This window comes from Streptomyces sp. 15-116A (assembly GCF_025290915.1).
Lineage (GTDB): Bacteria > Actinomycetota > Actinomycetes > Streptomycetales > Streptomycetaceae > Streptomyces.
In genome coordinates this window covers 1-14,722 of sequence record NZ_JAOCQE010000160.1, presented here as the reverse complement: position 1 = coordinate 14,722, position 14,722 = coordinate 1, and the positions used below count along the sequence as shown (strand labels likewise).

The window sequence follows — 14,722 nt, the reverse complement described above, 5'->3', positions numbered from 1 at the left end:
CGACGCCATGCACGCACTCTCGCCGCACCGGGCGCCGACCACGTACAACCAGTACGCCGGTCGACGCCCGGCACGCCGAGAGCACGCACCTGACGCCGCCAGGCCCGCCCTTCGGGCGGACGACGGGAATTTGACGACAGGGCCTAGTCCCGCGGCACTAGGCTGGCCGGATGCCGGTCACCGTTCTGCTCGTCGACGACGAACCCCTCGTACGCGCGGGTCTGCGGGCCGTGTTGGAGGCGCAGCCCGACATCGAGGTGGCCGGTGAGGCGGCCGACGGGGCGGCGGTGATTCCGCTGGTGCGGCAACTGCGGCCGGACGTGGTCGCCATGGACGTACGCATGCCGCTGATGGACGGGATCGAGGCCACGCGTGCGCTGCTGCGGACGGTCGAGGACCCGCCGAAGATCCTCGTGGTGACGACGTTCGAGAACGACGAATACGTCTACGAGGCGCTGCGCGCGGGCGCCGACGGGTTCCTGCTGAAGCGGGCGCGTCCGGCGGAGATCGTGCACGCGGTGCGGCTGGTCGCCGAGGGCGAGTCGCTGCTGTTCCCCGCCTCGGTGCGCCGGCTGGCCGCCGAGTACGGGGACGGGGGCGGCGGCGATCGCGCGGCCCGGGACGTGCTGGAGCGGGCGCGGCTGACCGAGCGGGAGGCGGAGGTGCTGCGGCTGATGGCGCGGGGCCTGTCGAACGCGGAGATCGCCGCGCGGCTGGTGGTCGGGACGGAGACGGTGAAGTCGCATGTGAGCGCCGTGCTGGCGAAACTGGGGGCGCGCGACCGCACCCAGGCGGTGATCACGGCGTACGAGTCGGGGTTCGTGGCACCCGGGTGAGCCGTGTGCGCCGGCGGTCCGCGTGCGGTCACCGTGCCCGGCGGTCGCCTGGGTTCCGGGCGCCGAGTACGATCCGGCCAACACGCGCACGAGCTGGGAGGACGGACGGTGGGTCGGCTGACCGGCGGGGATCCCTCGCTGCTGCGGAGGATCAACTCCGCGGTGGTGCTGCACGCGTTGCGGGCCACGGACTGCGCGACGCTCACCGAGGTCACCCGGGTGACGGGGCTGTCCCGGCCCACCGTGGAAGGCGTCGTCGAGGGGCTCATCGAGGCGGGGCTCGTGGTGGAGGCGGCGGCCGACGAGGGGGCGGCGCGGCGGCAGGGGCGGCCGGCGCGGAGGTTCCGCTTCCGTGCGGAGGCCGGGCATCTGCTGGGTCTGGAGATCGGGGCGCACCGGGTGGCGGCGCTGCTCGCCGACCTGGACGGCCGGGTGATCGGTGCCGAGGTGAAGGACGTCGACGAGACGGTCGAGGCGGACGACCGGGTGGAGCGGGCGCGCACCGCCGTGGCCGAGCTGCTGCGCCGGGCCGGTGTGCCGCGTGACTCCCTGCGTGCCGTAGGCGTGGGCACGCCCGGCATCGTGGAGGCGGACGGCACGGTGCGGCTGAGCACGGCGCTGCCCGGCTGGTCGGGGCTGGAGCTCGGCGAGCGGCTGAGCCGGTCCTTCAAGTGCCCGGTGCTGGTGGAGAACGACGCGAACGCGGCTGCCGTGGCCGAGCACTGGAAGGGCTCCGCGACGGAGACCGACGACGTGGTGTTCGTGCTGGCCGGGCTGAGTCCGGGGGCGGGGTCGCTGATCGGCGGGAGGCTGCACCGCGGGTACGGCGGGGCGGCCGGGGAGATCGGGGCGCTACATTTGCTGGGCCGCGAGGCCACGCCCGAGGCGCTGTTGTCCACCACGGACGAGCCGCTGCACCCGCTGGACGAGCAGGCGGTCGCCGCGGTCTTCGCGCAGGCGCGGGAGGGCGACAAGCGGGCGCTCGCGGCGGTCGACCGCTTCATCCAGCGGCTGGTCCACGACGTCGCCGCGCTGGTGCTCGCCCTCGACCCGGAACTCGTCGTGATCGGCGGCTGGGCGGCCGGCCTGGACGGCGTCCTGGACCCGCTGCGCCGCGAACTGGCCCGCTACTGCCTGCGCCCGCCGCAGGTCACCCTGTCCCTCCTCGGCGAGGCAGCGGTGGCAACGGGCGCGCTCCGCCTGGCCCTGGACCACGTCGAGGAACAACTCTTCGCAGTCGAGGGCACGGTGACGGCCCGCCGGTAGCCTGCGGCGGCTTGGCGGGATGCCCTGGCCGCGAGGCAGGTCGCGACCGGCACGATGCGGGAGCCGACGTCACCCGGCACAGGCACGCCCCAGAGCCAAGGACCCGGAAAAGCCCACCGGGCCTGTGCCGTCCGGCCGCCGGGCGCGCACGACGGGTGGGGCCGTGGCGCACCCGGTGCCAAAGGGGCGAGGTCCTGCCCGCCGGCCAGCGGCGTGAGCGAGCGGCGGCCTCGGGCAGGACGTAGCCGTGCCGGTTCGGCTCACGGCCTGTGGCGGGGCTGTGAGTCGAAGCCGGAGTGGAGTTCCGCGAGGGTGGTCAGGACGCGTGGCGTTCCGGGCCGTGGTGGATCTCTACCGCGCCTGTGTCGCCGAAGGTCAGGCGGCAGGTGTCGGCGCGGTACGTGGCGACGGAGAGCGCTGCGGTGCGGCCGCGGGTGATGTAGCGGGTGGTGACGACGAGGACGGGAGCGCCGGGGAGGCGGTCCAGTTCGCGGGCGTCGTCCGCGCGGGCCGAGCCGAGCTCCACGGCGTTCTCCTGGCGCTCCAGCTCAAGGCGCTGGAGTTCCCGCAGCACCGCACGCGCGCGTGCCGCGCCGGACGGCAGGTCGATGCCGGAGAGGTCGGGCACGGAGGCCGCCGGGACGTACAGGAGCTCGGCGGCGACGGGCTGGCCGTGCGAGACGCGGGAGCGGCGCAGGATGTGCACGGGCTCCTCGCGGCCGGTGACCAGGGTCTCGGCGACGGAGGCGGGCGGCACTTCGAGGGTGCAGTCGAGGGCCTGCCACGCGTCACCGGGGCCGCCCGGCCAGCCGTGCCGCGCGGGGCCGACGGAGACGCCCATGCGGGGCGGGGCGACGGTCGTGCCGACCCCGCGGCGGCGCTGCAGCCGGCCTTCCAGTTCGAGCTGCTCAAGAGCCTGCCGGAGCGTGGCGCGGGCGACGCCGAAACGGGCGGCGAGGTCACGCTCGTTGGGCAGGATCTCGCCCACGGAGAACTCGGTCTCCAGCGCTTCGCTGAGCACGGTCCTGAGGTGCCAGTACTTCGGTTCCGGCACCGTTTCCAGCTGCGTGGTCCCCACCCTGTCCTCCACGATCGCCGTGTCCGGCGGCGTTTTAGCGCCCTTGTTTATTAAAGGTTGTTTCACTTATCAGCGACCATAGGCGGGCCCCACCCCTTGGTCAATACCAATCCGTACGACGACGAGACCCCCGCCGTGTGACGGGGGTCTGTCGAGAAGGCGACCGCGGCTAGGGAAGTGCCGCCAGCGCGTGCAGCTTGTCCGGGTTGCGGACGATGTACACCGCCTGGATGCGCCCGTCGGCGACGTCCAGCTGGAAGACCGCGTCGGGCTTGCCGCCGGACAGGGCCAGCACGGCGGGCCCGCCGTTGACCTCGACGAAGCGGACGGAGAAGTCGGGCACGCCCTTGCGCGCGGCGCCGACGATGAAGCGGCCCACCTTGTCGGCGCTCTCCAGCACCCGCAGGGGTGCGCGCGCCTTGCCGCCGCTGTCGCCGACGAGCCGCACGTCGGGCGCGAGCAGTTCCAGCAGCCCCTCCAGGTCACCGCCGGCGGCCGCGGCCAGGAACCGCTCGGTGAGGTCACGGCGCTGGGCGGGGTCGACGTCGTAGCGCGGACGGCGTTCCTCGACGTGCTTGCGGGCCCGCCCCGCCAGCTGCCGCACCGCCGCCTCGCCGCGGTCGAGCATGGCGGCGATGTCGGCGTACGGGTAGCCGAACGCCTCGCGCAGGACGAACACCGCGCGCTCCAGCGGCGACAGGGACTCCATCACGACGAGGACGGCGAGGGAGACGGAGTCGGCGAGCACGGCCTGTTCGGCGGTGTCCGGGACACTGTCGCCGAAGTCGGTGACGTAGGGCTCGGGCAGCCAGGGGCCGACGTAGGTCTCGCCGCGGGCCTTGATCTGGCGCAGCCGGTCGATGGCGAGGCGAGTGGTGATCCGCACCAGATAGCCGCGCGGCTCGCGCACGTCGGAGCGGTCGGCGCCGGACCAGCGCAGCCAGGCCTCCTGGACGACGTCTTCGGCATCGGCCACCCTGCCCAGCATGCGGTAGGCCACCCCGAGGAGGACGGGGCGGTGCTCTTCGAAGACATCGGTCGCGGTGTCGGTGGTCACGGCACCATCCCAGCCGACGTATCCGGCGGTGTCCAGGCGGTTCGCCGAGGGGCTACCCGTCGGTAGTAATTGCTGACAAGCTGTCTACGGCGTCCGTGCCTGTCACGCCGTCCGTACCGTCCGTACCGTCCGTACCGCCCGCGAGTCCAAGACGAGGAGCACCTTCATGTCAGCGACCGTCTCCTTCGAGGTCACCTCACCCCTCGGCCCGCAGCACGTGACCCTCTCCTACACGCGCGTGGGCAGCGGCGAACCGCTGCTCCTGCTGCACGGCATCGGGCATCACCGCCAGGCCTGGGACCCGGTGGTCGACATCCTCGCCACCGAGCGCGAGGTGATCGCGGTGGACCTGCCCGGCTTCGGCGCGTCCCCCGCCCTGCCGGACGGACTCGCCCACGACCTGCCCACCATGAACGCGGCGCTCGGTGCGCTGTGCGAGGTGCTGGAACTGGACCGGCCGCATGTCGCGGGCAACTCGCTGGGCGGTCTGCTGGCCCTGGAGCTCGGCCGCGAGAAGCTCGTACGGTCCGTCACGGCGCTGTCCCCGGCGGGGTTCTGGACCGAGGCCGAGCGGCGGTACGCCTTCGGTGTGCTGCTCGGGATGCGGCGGATCGCGGAGCGGATGCCGCTGCCGGCGGTCGAGCGGCTGTCCCGTTCGGCGGCCGGCCGGTTCGCGCTGACCAGCACCATCTACGCCCGCCCTGCGCGGCGTTCCCCCGAGGCTGTGGTCGCCGAGACGCTCGCGCTGGCGCACGCCGAGGGGTTCTTCGAGACGCTGCGCGCGGGACGCACCGTCCAGTTCACCGATCCGGTGCCGGGCGTTCCCGTCACGGTGGCCTGGGGCAGCCGGGACCGGCTGCTGCTGCCCCGGCAGGGCGTCCGCGCCAAGCGCACCATCCCGCACGCCCGGCTGATCCGCCTCCCCGGCTGCGGCCATGTCCCGATGAACGACGACCCGGCCCTGGTCGCCCGCGTCATCCTCGACACCAGCCGCCCCCGCCCGTCCGAGCCCGCCGGCACTCCGCTCGACACGGCAGCGCTGTAGCGCGCGGCGGGCTGGGAGCTGCTCCTGCCCGCCGCATCGGCGCCGGCTCTCCGAACAGGGGGCGGGCCTCGCGGAAGGCGGGGGCGGCTCGTCGCGGGGACGCGGCTGCCGTCGAGCCAGGGGCCGGCTGCCGTGCTCGGGGACGGCAGAACCATGAGGGCGGCGCCCTTCAACGCCTCCGTGCCCGCGATCGGTTGTTCACTTCGTCTTCGCGTGCGAGCCGTGACGTGCGAGTAGATGTGGCAGCGCACACTGGCCGGATCCTGTCTCTGGAGGCGCATTCATGTCCGTTCGTCCCTTTCCCGGCCGCCGCGCGGTCCTGCGCGGCTCCCTCGCGGCCTCGGCGGCCCTCACCCTGCCCACCGCCCTCGGCGCGGCCCCCGCCTTCGCGCGGTCCGGGCGGCCGGAGGCGCGGTGGGGCGTGCAGACGGGCGATGTGACCCGGGAGTCCGGTCTGGTCTGGGTACGGTCCGACCGGCCGGCCCGGATGATCGTCGAGACGTCGGCGACCGAGTCGTTCCGCAACCCCCGCAGATGGCACGGCCCGCTGCTCGGCGAGGGCACGGACTTCACCGGCACCACCCGGCTGCGCGGCCTGCCGTCCGGCGAGCAGATCCACTACCGCGTGCTGCTCGCCGACCCCGACGACCCGCGCCGTACGAGCGAGCCCGTCACCGGCACGTTCCGCACGGTGCCGGCGCGGCGGCGGGACGGGGTGCGGTTCGTGTGGTCGGGCGACCTGGCCGGGCAGGGCTGGGGCATCAACCCGGACATCGGGGGCTACCGGATCTTCGACACGATGGCCCGTCTCGACCCCGACTTCTTCCTGTTCAGCGGCGACACCGTCTACGCCGACGGCCCCATCGCGCCGACCGCCACCCTCCCGGACGGCCGTATCTGGCGGAACGTCACCACCGAGGAGAAGTCCAAGGTCGCCGAGACGCTCTCCGAGTTCCGCGGCACCTTCCGCTACAACCTGCTCGACGAGAACCTGCGCCGGTTCAACGCCCAGGTGCCGTCGATCGTGCAGTGGGACGACCACGAGGTGCGCAACAACTGGTACCCGGGGCAGCGGATCGCGGACACCGACACCCGCTACACGGAGAAGAGCGTCGACGTGCTGGCGGCCCGGGCCCGGCGGGCGTTCAGCGAGTACTTCCCGATGTCGACGCTGCGGCCCGGCGCCCGCGAGGGCCGGGTGTACCGGGTGCTGCGGCAGGGCCCGCTGCTGGACGTGTTCGTGCTGGACATGCGCACGTACCGCAACGCCAACTCCCCGGGCACCGAGACCGTCGACCCGCAGGGCATCCTCGGACGCGAGCAACTGGAGTGGCTCAAGCGGGAGCTGGCCCGCTCGCGCGCGGTGTGGAAGGTGATCGCCGCCGACATGCCGATCGGTCTGGTGGTGCCCGACACCGGCGAGGGCCGCAAGAACATCGAGGCGGTGGCCCAGGGCGACCCGGGGGCGCCGCTGGGACGGGAGTTGCAGATCGCGGAGCTGCTGCGCTTCATCAAGCACCGGCGGATCACCGGCACGGTGTGGCTGACGGCCGATGTGCACCACACCTCCGCCCAGCACTACCAGCCGTCCCGGGCCGCGTTCGGCGACTTCGAGCCGTTCTGGGAGTTCGTCTCGGGCCCGCTCAACGCGGGTGCCTTCCCGGCCAGCGCGCTCGACGACACCTTCGGTCCCGAGCGGGTGTTCGTGAAGGCACCGACCGCGTCGAACGTGTCGCCCGCCGAGGGCTACCAGTTCTTCGGCGAGGTCGACATCGACGGCGACAGCGGGGAGTTGACGGTGCGGATGCGGGAACAGGACGGCACGGTGCTGTTCACCAAGACGCTGCGGCCGGGACTGGCCGGACAGTAGCGCGTCAAACCGGACAAAAGAATCCTTTACTCGCCGGTCACAGTGAGTTCGTGATCACGAAACACGAATCCTTCACAGTGGTGTGCATGAGTCGAGACATGTCTGAAGTGACGCACACCCGGCGGCCATGGGCGAACCTGGCGGCGCGCTGCACGGCCGTCGTCCCCACATGGTGGACACGCCGCCACGGTCACGCACCGCCGGTGCCCGATACCGGCGGTGCCCGGCCGCCCTCCGAGGCGGCCGGGCAGATGGTGCTGTGGCGGATGCGCACCACGGTGAAGGACGAGCCGGGCTCGCTGGCCGCGTTGTGCGCGGCGCTGGCCGAGCGCGGGGTCGACATCCTGAGCCTGCAGACGCATCCGCTCGGCGAGGGCGTGGTGGACGAGTTCCTGCTGCGCGCCCCGGCCGACCTGGACGGCACCGGCCTCACCGCCGCGGCCTCCGGCGCCGGGGGCTGGGACACCTGGATCGAGCGGGCCGACGCCCACGATCTGGTGGACGCCCCGACCCGCGTGCTGGGCCTGGCCGCCCGCACCGCGCAGGACGCGGCGGAACTGCCGCTGGCGCTGCGGCAGTTGCTGGGCCGGTGCACCATCCGCTCGCTGCCCGCCGCCCCGGCCTTCGGCCCCCGGGCGCCGCAGGGCGGGCCGGTGGAGGGTGCCCTGGAGGACACGGTGATGCGGCTGCGCGCCCCGGAGGGCGGGGTCATCACCGTGGAGCGGCCGTATCTGCCGTTCACGCCCACCGAGTTCGCCCGCGCGCGGGCGCTGGTGGAACTGGACGCCCGGCTCGGCCCGCGGCTCCCGCGCGGCCGGGACGTGCTCACCCTGCCCGAGGGCAGCGACATCACGGTGCGCCGGGCGGACACCCGTGACCTCGACGCCGCGCTGGAGATGCACGAGCGGTGCTCCGCCGAGACGCTGCGCCTGCGGTACCACGGTCCGGTCGGTGACGCGGACCGCTATCTGAGCCATCTGCTCAGTCCGCGCTTCGGCCGCACGCTCGCCGCGCAGACCGCCTCCGGCCGCATCGTCGGCCTCGGCCATCTGCTGTGGGACGGCGACGAGACCGAGGTCGCCCTGCTCGTCGAGGACGCCTGGCAGCGGCGCGGCATCGGGGGTGAGCTGCTGTCCCGGCTGGTGGCGATGGCCGCGGAGGCCGGTTGCACCGACGTGTACGCGGTGACGCAGTCCTCCAACACCGGCATGGTCGCCGCGATGCGCGCCCTGGCCCTCCCCCTCGACTACCAGATCGAGGAGGGCACCCTCGTCATCACGGCCCGCCTGAACGACGTACGCCCCCACCGCACGCAGGAGCGGCGGGACGGCGAACGGGTCAGCCGCCCGTAGCCGTAGCCCTGGCCGGCACGACGAGCGACGGCCGTCTGCTCCCCCACGAAGCGAACGGCGACCGTCCCTCGTCAGGCGCCGCGAGCGACGGCCGTCCCCCTCCCCCGGAGCAGGGGGACGGCCGCGTCATCCGCCGGGCCGGCGCATCAGCCCCGAGCCAGCGCCTCCCGGCGGGTCCGCGTCCCGACCGGCTCCCCCAGCGCCCCGTCCAGGTCCGCCCACAGGTCCTCCACGTCCTCCAGGCCGACCGAGAGGCGCAGCAGCCGGTCGCTGACGCCGGCGCCGCGGCGGTCGTCGGCGTCGACGATGCGGTGGCTGATGGACGCCGGGTGCTGGATGAGGGAGTCGACGCTGCCGAGGCTCACCGCCGGGGTGATCAGCCGGACGCTGCGGATGACCTCGTGCGGGTCGCCGTACACCTCGAAGGAGACCATCGCGCCGCCGATGCGCGGGTAGTGCACACGCTCCACGCGCGGGTCGGCGGCGAGCCGGCGGGCGAGCTCGGCGGCGTTGGCCGAGGCGGCCTTCACCCGCACCGGGAGGGTGGACAGGCCCCGCAGCAGCAGATAGCCGGCCAGCGGATGCAGGACACCCCCGGTGGCGAACCGTATCTGCCGCAGCACCCCGGCGAACTCCTCGTCGCAGGCCACCACGCCCGCCAGCACGTCCCCGTGTCCGCCCAGGTACTTGGTGGCGCTGTGCAGCACCAGCCGCGCCCCCTGCTCGGCGGGCCGCTGGAGCACGGGCGTCGCGAAGGTGTTGTCCACCAGCAGCGGTACGGACCCGCAGGCGTGGGCGACGGCCCGCAGGTCGATCTCGGCAAGGGTGGGGTTGGCCGGGGACTCCACCAGCACCAGCCCGGTGTCCGGCCGCAGCGCGTCGGCGACACCCGCCGGGTCGGTCCAGGTGACCTCCGAGCCGAGCAGCCCGGCGGTCAGCAGATGGTCGCTGCACCCGTACAGCGGCCGTACGGCGACGACATGGCGCAGCCCCATGGAGCCGCGGGCCAGCAGCACGGCGCTGAGGGCGGCCATGCCGCTGGCGAAGGCGACCGCCGCCTCGGTGCCCTCCAGGCGGGCCAGCGCGGTCTCGAAGCGGGCGACGGTCGGATTGCCGAGCCGCCCGTAGACCGGCGGGCCGTCCGGTTCGGCGCCGGTGGCGGCGAAGGCGTCGATGCGGGCGGCCTCGCCGCGGCTGTCGTACGAGGGGTAGGTGGTCGACAGGTCGATCGGCGGGGCGTGCAGTCCCTGGCCGGCGAGGTCGTCGCGGCCGGCGTGCACGGCCTCGGTGGCCAGTGCGCGCGATGTGCGCGGTGAACGCGGTGTACGCGTGTCCATGCCCAGATCCATGGAGCGAAGAGTGAACACCGACCGGGTCCCGGGAGCCGAAGACCGTGTTACGTTCGGCCGGTGGCCGAATCTGTCGTACTGGATCCGGTGGACCTTCATCTGCTGCGGCTGCTGCAGAACGACGCCCGGACGACGTACCGGGATCTCGCCGCGCAGGTCGGGGTAGCGCCGTCGACGTGTCTGGACCGGGTGACCCGGTTGCGCCGCTGCGGCGTGATCCTCGGGCACCGGCTGAAGCTGGATCCGGCCAAGCTGGGGCGGGGGCTGCAGGCGCTGCTGTCGGTGCAGGTGCGGCCGCACCGCAGGGAGCTGGTCGGGCCGTTCGTGGAGCGGATCCGGGCGCTGCCGGAGTCGCTGACCGTGTTCCATCTGACCGGCCCGGACGACTATCTGGTGCATGTCGCGGTCGCGGACATGGCGGATCTGCAGCGGCTGGTGCTGGACGAGTTCACCGCGCGGCGGGAGGTGGCGCGGGTGGAGACCCGGCTGATCTTCCAGCAGTGGGACTGCGGGCCGCTGTTGCCGCCTTCGCCCTCGGCTCAATCCGGGTGACGTGCGGCGACGCGCGTACCAGGATGGTCCGCATGTCACAGACCAACAACGCGCTGCCCCGCGACGTCGCCGACGCCTACGTCGACGAGCTGATCGCCCTCGACCCGGTGACCGGTACCTATCTCGGTGTGAAGGAGAGTTCCTCCCGGCTGCCCGACCTCTCCCCCGCGGGCCAGGAGGCGCTCGCGGAGCTCCAGCGGGCCACGCTCGCCCGGCTCGGCGAGGCCGAGCGCCGGCCCGGCGCGGACAGCGACATCGAGCGCCGCTGCGCCCGGCTGCTGCGGGAGCGGCTCACCGCCGAGCTGGCCGTGCACGAGGCCGACGAGGGTCTGCGGTCGGTGGGCAACCTGGGGACCGTCGCCCACTCGGTGCGCGAGGTGTTCACCGTGACACCGGCGGAGACGGAGGAGGACTGGGCGGCGATCGCCGAGCGGCTGCGCGCGGTGCCGGGCGCGCTGGCCGGCTACCGCGAGTCCCTTCACCTGGGCCTGGAGCGCAAGCTGTACGCGGCTCCCCGCCCGACCGCCACGTTCATCGAGCAGCTCGGCGAGTGGTCCGACACGGGCGAGGGCCGGGGCTGGTTCGAGGACTTCGCGTCGGCGGGCCCCGACGCTCTACGCGCGGAGCTGGACGAGGCCGCACGCGGGGCGACCGCGGCGGTGGCCGGACTGCGGGACTGGATGCGCGAGGTGTACGCGCCGGCGATCGAGGGCGCCCCGAACACGGTGGGCCGGGAGCGCTACGCCCGCTGGGCCCGCTACTTCAACGGCACCGACCTCGACCTGGACGAGGCGTACGCGTACGGCTGGTCCGAGTTCCACCGGATCCTCGGCGAGATGAAGAAGGAGGCCGAGAAGATCCTGCCGGGCGCCGAGACGCCGTGGGTGGCGCTGGCCCACCTCGACGAGCACGGCCGGCACATCGAGGGCGTGGACGAGGTACGCGACTGGCTGCAGGGCCTGATGGACCAGGCGATCGAGTCCCTGGACGGCACCCACTTCGAACTCGCCGAGCGGGTACGGAAGGTGGAGTCGCGGATCGCCCCGCCCGGCAGCGCGGCGGCCCCGTACTACACGCCCCCGTCGGAGGACTTCTCCCGGCCGGGCCGCACCTGGCTGCCGACGATGGGGCTGACCCGCTTCCCGGTGTACGACCTGGTGTCGACCTGGTACCACGAGGGCGTCCCCGGCCATCACCTCCAGCTCGCGCAGTGGGTGCACGTGGCGGAGAACCTCTCCCGCTACCAGGCGTCCGTGGGCATGGTCAGCGCCAACGCCGAGGGCTGGGCGCTGTACGCGGAGCGGCTGATGGACGAGCTGGGCTTCCTGACGGACGCGGAGGAGCGGCTCGGTTATCTGGACGCGCAGATGATGCGGGCGGCTCGGGTCATCGTCGACATCGGCATGCATCTGGAGCTTCAGATCCCGGCGGACTCGCCGTTCCACCCGGGTGAGCGCTGGACGCCGGAGCTGGCGCAGGAGTTCTTCGGGGCGCACAGCAGCCGTCCGGCGGACTTCGTGGAGAGCGAGCTGACCCGGTATCTGACGATCCCGGGCCAGGCGATCGGCTACAAGCTCGGCGAGCGCGCGTGGCTGCTGGGCCGGGAGAAGGCGCGTGCGCGGCACGGCGACTCCTTCGACCTCAAGGCCTGGCACATGGCGGCGCTGTCGCAGGGCTCGCTGGGTCTGGACGATCTGGTGGACGAGCTGGCCGCGCTGTGAGGGCCCTCAACGCCGGAAGCCGCCCTCGGAGTTGATCACCTGACCGGTGACCCAGTCCGCCTCGTCCGTGGCCAGCCACGCGATGAGGCGGGCGGGGTCGTCGGGCATGCCCCAGCGTCCGGCGGGGAACATCGCGGCGATGGCGTCGTAGTCCTCGCCGGTCATGTAGTCGGTGTCGACCGGGCCGGGGTTCACGGTGTTGATGGTCACCGCCTGCTCGGCGAGCGTGGTCGCCAGTGAGCGGGTGATGGAGGCGAGGGCGCCCTTCTGCAGTGCGTAGGCGATCTCGCCGGGCATGCCGCTCGCGATGTCCTGCCCGGAGGTCATCGTCACCACGCGCCCGCCCGGTGTGCGCGGTTCGAGGGTGGCTCTGTGCCGGGCGTACGCCTGGACGAGCAGCAGCACCGAGCGGGCGTCGACGGCCCAGTGGGCGTCCAGCATGGCGGCGTCGACGGTGTCCAGGTCGCCGTCGCTGCCGCTGAGGGCGTGGTTGGCGACGAGGATGTCGAGCCGCCCGCCGAGGGCGTCGACGGCACGGTCGAGGAGTGCGGCGGGCGCGGCCGGGTCGGCGAGATCCCCCGGCCCGGCGACCACGTGGGCCTCCGGGTCGCCGAGGGCCTCGGTGACGGACGCGATCACGTCCTCGATCCGGTCGGCGCCCCAGGGCATGGCGGAGTCGTGCGGCACATGGTGATGCAGATACACGCTCGCCCCGTAGGCGGCGAGGCGGCGAGCCACGGCGTGCCCGATGCCGCCGCGTCTGCTGGCCCCGGTGACCAGCGCGGTCCGGCCACGCAACGGCAGGGGGTCACGGCGAAGGGCTTCGGGGGTGGGGTGCGGAAGTCGGGGCATGGTTGCCCATGATGGGCCCCCCGGGATCTTCGCGCACCCGGATATCCCCGGTGCGGGGCGCTCGTTCAGCAGCCGCAGTCGCCGTCCACCGGCCCCGTGAGCGGGTCGCGGTCGCGCTGTTCGCTGCCCTGCCAGGTCTCGTACGCGAAGCCCTCGCGGACCCAGTACTCGAAGCCGCCGAGCATCTCCTTGACCTGGTAGCCGAGTTCGGCGAGGGCGAGGGCGGCGCGGGTGGCGCCGTCGCAGGCGGGGCCCCAGCAGTACGTCACGACCGGTACGGACGTGTCGAGCAGGTGCCCGGCCTGCTCGGGGATGAGGGCCGTGGGCAGGTGGACGGCGCCGGGGACGTGGCCCTGGTCCCAGGACTCGGTGGAGCGGGTGTCCACCAGGACGAATCCGGGGTCGCCGTCGGCGGCGAGCGCGGCGGCCGTGTCGGCGACGTCGGTGTGGAAGGCGAGCCGGGAGCGGAAGTAGGCGGCGGCCTCGGCCGGGGCGGCGGGCGCGACGCGCAGGACGGGGCTCAGGTGTGCGGTAGTCGTCATGGGCCCAAAGCTACGGCCCATGATCCACTCCATGAAGTGAGATTCCCCGGCGTACGGCTTGATCAGCCGGGGATTCCCCTGCTATTCCTCGGGGATGACCGCGTATTCCCCGGACGCCACGGACTGGCGCATCCTCGATGTGCTCCAGCGGGACGGCCGTACCGGTTTCGCCGAGCTGGCCCGGGCCGTGTCCATGTCCGCGAGCGCGGTCACCGAGCGCGTGCGCCGCATGGAGGAGGCGGGCGTCATCCAGGGCTATACGGCCGTGGTGGACCCGGAGCGGCTCGGGCTGCCCATCCTGGCGTTCGTCCGGCTGCGCTATCCCACCGGCAACTACAAGCCGTTCCACGACCTCGTCGCCGTGATGCCGGAGATCCTGGAGGCTCATCATGTGACGGGCGACGACTGTTTCGTCATCAAGGTCGCCGCCCGTTCCATGCGGCACCTGGAGGAGGTGTCGGGCCGGATCGCGGGGCTCGGCTCGGTCACCACGAGCGTGGTCTACTCGTCCCCGCTCCCCCGCCGCCCCCTGGGACGCTGACCCCGGCTCACCCGGCCCCGCGCTGCCGCAGCACCGAGCCCGACCGGCCCTTGACGACCTCCAGTTGGGCGTGGATGCGCCGCCGCAGATCGGCGACATGGCTGACGATGCCCACGCTGCGGTCGCGTTCGCGCAGGGCGTCCAGCACGTCCAGCACCTCGTCGAGGGTCTGGTCGTCGAGGCTGCCGAAGCCCTCGTCGATGAACAGGGTGTCCAGGCGCACTCCCCCGGCCTCGTCCGTGACGACGTCCGCGAGGCCCAGGGCGAGGGCAAGGGACGCGAAGAACGTCTCGCCGCCGGACAGCGTCGAGGTGTCCCGTTCCCGGCCGGTCCAGGCGTCGACGACATGCAGTCCGAGGCCGCTGCGTCCGCGGCCGGTGCGGTCGTCGGAGTGGACGAGGGTGTAGCGGCCGGACGACATGCGCTGCAGCCGTGCGGTCGCGGCGGCGGCGACCTGTTCCAGCCGGGCCGCCAGGACGTACGACTCCAGGCGCATCTTCCGTTCGTTGTCCGCGGCCGTACCGGCGGCGAGGCCCGCCATGCGGGCCACCCGGTCGTGTTCCTCGCGCAGCGGCGCCAGCCGCCGGATCGCCGCGGCCACGCGCGCGGAGAGCTGGTCCAGCTCGGTGCAGCGGTGGGCGGCGGCGTCGCGTGCGGAGGC

At 73.3% G+C, this 14,722-nt stretch carries 14 protein-coding genes; 8 read left to right on the top strand and 6 right to left on the bottom strand.

Annotated features, from left to right (window positions below; all coding sequences use genetic code 11):
* Nucleotides 1–170: 170 nt before the first annotated feature.
* Together N4P33_RS22950 and N4P33_RS22945 are read left to right on the top strand one after the other, a co-directional pair.
* A complete protein-coding gene (locus N4P33_RS22950; protein ID WP_260828561.1) occupies nucleotides 171–836 on the top strand; it encodes a response regulator transcription factor in 666 nt (221 codons plus the stop codon).
* Nucleotides 837–944: 108 nt separating this feature from the next.
* Nucleotides 945–2,102 (top strand): ROK family transcriptional regulator, encoded by a 1,158-nt coding sequence (locus N4P33_RS22945; RefSeq protein ID WP_260828560.1) that lies wholly within the window; start codon nucleotides 945–947, stop codon nucleotides 2,100–2,102.
* Between the two features lie 316 nt (nucleotides 2,103–2,418).
* Here N4P33_RS22945 and N4P33_RS22940 read toward each other — a convergent pair whose 3' ends face one another.
* Complete coding sequence (locus N4P33_RS22940) at nucleotides 2,419–3,180, bottom strand: GntR family transcriptional regulator (RefSeq protein ID WP_260828559.1); 762 nt, start codon at nucleotides 3,178–3,180, stop codon at nucleotides 2,419–2,421.
* A gap of 169 nt (nucleotides 3,181–3,349) precedes the next feature.
* On the bottom strand, nucleotides 3,350–4,237 hold the full coding sequence (locus tag N4P33_RS22935) for an RNA polymerase sigma-70 factor (protein WP_260828558.1): 888 nt from the start codon (nucleotides 4,235–4,237) through the stop codon (nucleotides 3,350–3,352).
* A gap of 166 nt (nucleotides 4,238–4,403) precedes the next feature.
* Between N4P33_RS22935 and N4P33_RS22930 the strand changes: the two genes are divergently transcribed.
* The 3 genes from N4P33_RS22930 (at nucleotide 4,404) to N4P33_RS22920 (ending at nucleotide 8,504) form a co-directional block, all read left to right on the top strand.
* Nucleotides 4,404–5,282 carry an alpha/beta fold hydrolase gene (locus tag N4P33_RS22930; RefSeq protein WP_260828557.1) on the top strand — a complete coding sequence of 293 codons (879 nt, stop codon included), beginning with the start codon at nucleotides 4,404–4,406 and terminating at the stop codon, nucleotides 5,280–5,282.
* Nucleotides 5,283–5,565: 283 nt separating this feature from the next.
* Nucleotides 5,566–7,152, top strand: a complete 1,587-nt coding sequence (locus tag N4P33_RS22925; RefSeq protein WP_260828555.1) for an alkaline phosphatase — start codon at nucleotides 5,566–5,568, stop codon at nucleotides 7,150–7,152.
* A gap of 98 nt (nucleotides 7,153–7,250) precedes the next feature.
* Nucleotides 7,251–8,504, top strand: coding sequence for a GNAT family N-acetyltransferase (locus tag N4P33_RS22920; protein ID WP_260828554.1), 1,254 nt, complete (start codon nucleotides 7,251–7,253; stop codon nucleotides 8,502–8,504).
* Nucleotides 8,505–8,650: 146 nt separating this feature from the next.
* Here the strand turns inward: N4P33_RS22920 and N4P33_RS22915 are convergent, their stop codons facing one another.
* Entirely contained in the window at nucleotides 8,651–9,841 is a 1,191-nt protein-coding gene (locus N4P33_RS22915; protein ID WP_260828553.1) for a PLP-dependent aspartate aminotransferase family protein, read from the bottom strand.
* Nucleotides 9,842–9,913: 72 nt separating this feature from the next.
* Between N4P33_RS22915 and N4P33_RS22910 the strand changes: the two genes are divergently transcribed.
* Nucleotides 9,914–10,405, top strand: a complete 492-nt coding sequence (locus tag N4P33_RS22910) for an Lrp/AsnC family transcriptional regulator (protein ID WP_260828552.1) — start codon at nucleotides 9,914–9,916, stop codon at nucleotides 10,403–10,405.
* Between the two features lie 32 nt (nucleotides 10,406–10,437).
* Nucleotides 10,438–12,126: a DUF885 domain-containing protein gene (locus N4P33_RS22905; RefSeq protein ID WP_260828551.1), complete on the top strand. Its 1,689-nt coding sequence runs from the start codon at nucleotides 10,438–10,440 to the stop codon at nucleotides 12,124–12,126.
* Between the two features lie 6 nt (nucleotides 12,127–12,132).
* On the opposite strand, the gene N4P33_RS22900 is transcribed toward N4P33_RS22905, so the two are convergent.
* The gene (locus tag N4P33_RS22900) at nucleotides 12,133–12,978 is read right to left on the bottom strand and encodes an SDR family oxidoreductase (protein WP_260828550.1); all 846 of its coding nucleotides are present in this window, start codon (nucleotides 12,976–12,978) and stop codon (nucleotides 12,133–12,135) included.
* A 65-nt stretch (nucleotides 12,979–13,043) separates the two neighbouring features.
* Nucleotides 13,044–13,520: a rhodanese-like domain-containing protein gene (locus N4P33_RS22895; RefSeq protein ID WP_260828549.1), complete on the bottom strand. Its 477-nt coding sequence runs from the start codon at nucleotides 13,518–13,520 to the stop codon at nucleotides 13,044–13,046.
* A 94-nt stretch (nucleotides 13,521–13,614) separates the two neighbouring features.
* Between N4P33_RS22895 and N4P33_RS22890 the strand changes: the two genes are divergently transcribed.
* Nucleotides 13,615–14,061: an Lrp/AsnC family transcriptional regulator gene (locus N4P33_RS22890; RefSeq protein ID WP_260828548.1), complete on the top strand. Its 447-nt coding sequence runs from the start codon at nucleotides 13,615–13,617 to the stop codon at nucleotides 14,059–14,061.
* Between the two features lie 7 nt (nucleotides 14,062–14,068).
* Here the strand turns inward: N4P33_RS22890 and N4P33_RS22885 are convergent.
* Nucleotides 14,069–14,722: SbcC/MukB-like Walker B domain-containing protein (locus N4P33_RS22885; protein ID WP_313904573.1), on the bottom strand; the 654-nt coding region annotated here is incomplete at its 5' end.

Coding starts and splice junctions, on each gene's coding strand:
- N4P33_RS22920 (WP_260828554.1), top strand. CDS start 7,251: ATGTCTGAAGTGACGCACACCCGGCGGCCATGGGCGAACCTGGCGGCG.
- N4P33_RS22905 (WP_260828551.1), top strand. CDS start 10,438: ATGTCACAGACCAACAACGCGCTGCCCCGCGACGTCGCCGACGCCTAC.
- N4P33_RS22890 (WP_260828548.1), top strand. CDS start 13,615: ATGACCGCGTATTCCCCGGACGCCACGGACTGGCGCATCCTCGATGTG.
- N4P33_RS22950 (WP_260828561.1), top strand. CDS start 171: ATGCCGGTCACCGTTCTGCTCGTCGACGACGAACCCCTCGTACGCGCG.
- N4P33_RS22915 (WP_260828553.1), bottom strand. CDS start 9,841: ATGGACACGCGTACACCGCGTTCACCGCGCACATCGCGCGCACTGGCC.
- N4P33_RS22895 (WP_260828549.1), bottom strand. CDS start 13,520: ATGACGACTACCGCACACCTGAGCCCCGTCCTGCGCGTCGCGCCCGCC.
- N4P33_RS22900 (WP_260828550.1), bottom strand. CDS start 12,978: ATGCCCCGACTTCCGCACCCCACCCCCGAAGCCCTTCGCCGTGACCCC.
- N4P33_RS22925 (WP_260828555.1), top strand. CDS start 5,566: ATGTCCGTTCGTCCCTTTCCCGGCCGCCGCGCGGTCCTGCGCGGCTCC.
- N4P33_RS22930 (WP_260828557.1), top strand. CDS start 4,404: ATGTCAGCGACCGTCTCCTTCGAGGTCACCTCACCCCTCGGCCCGCAG.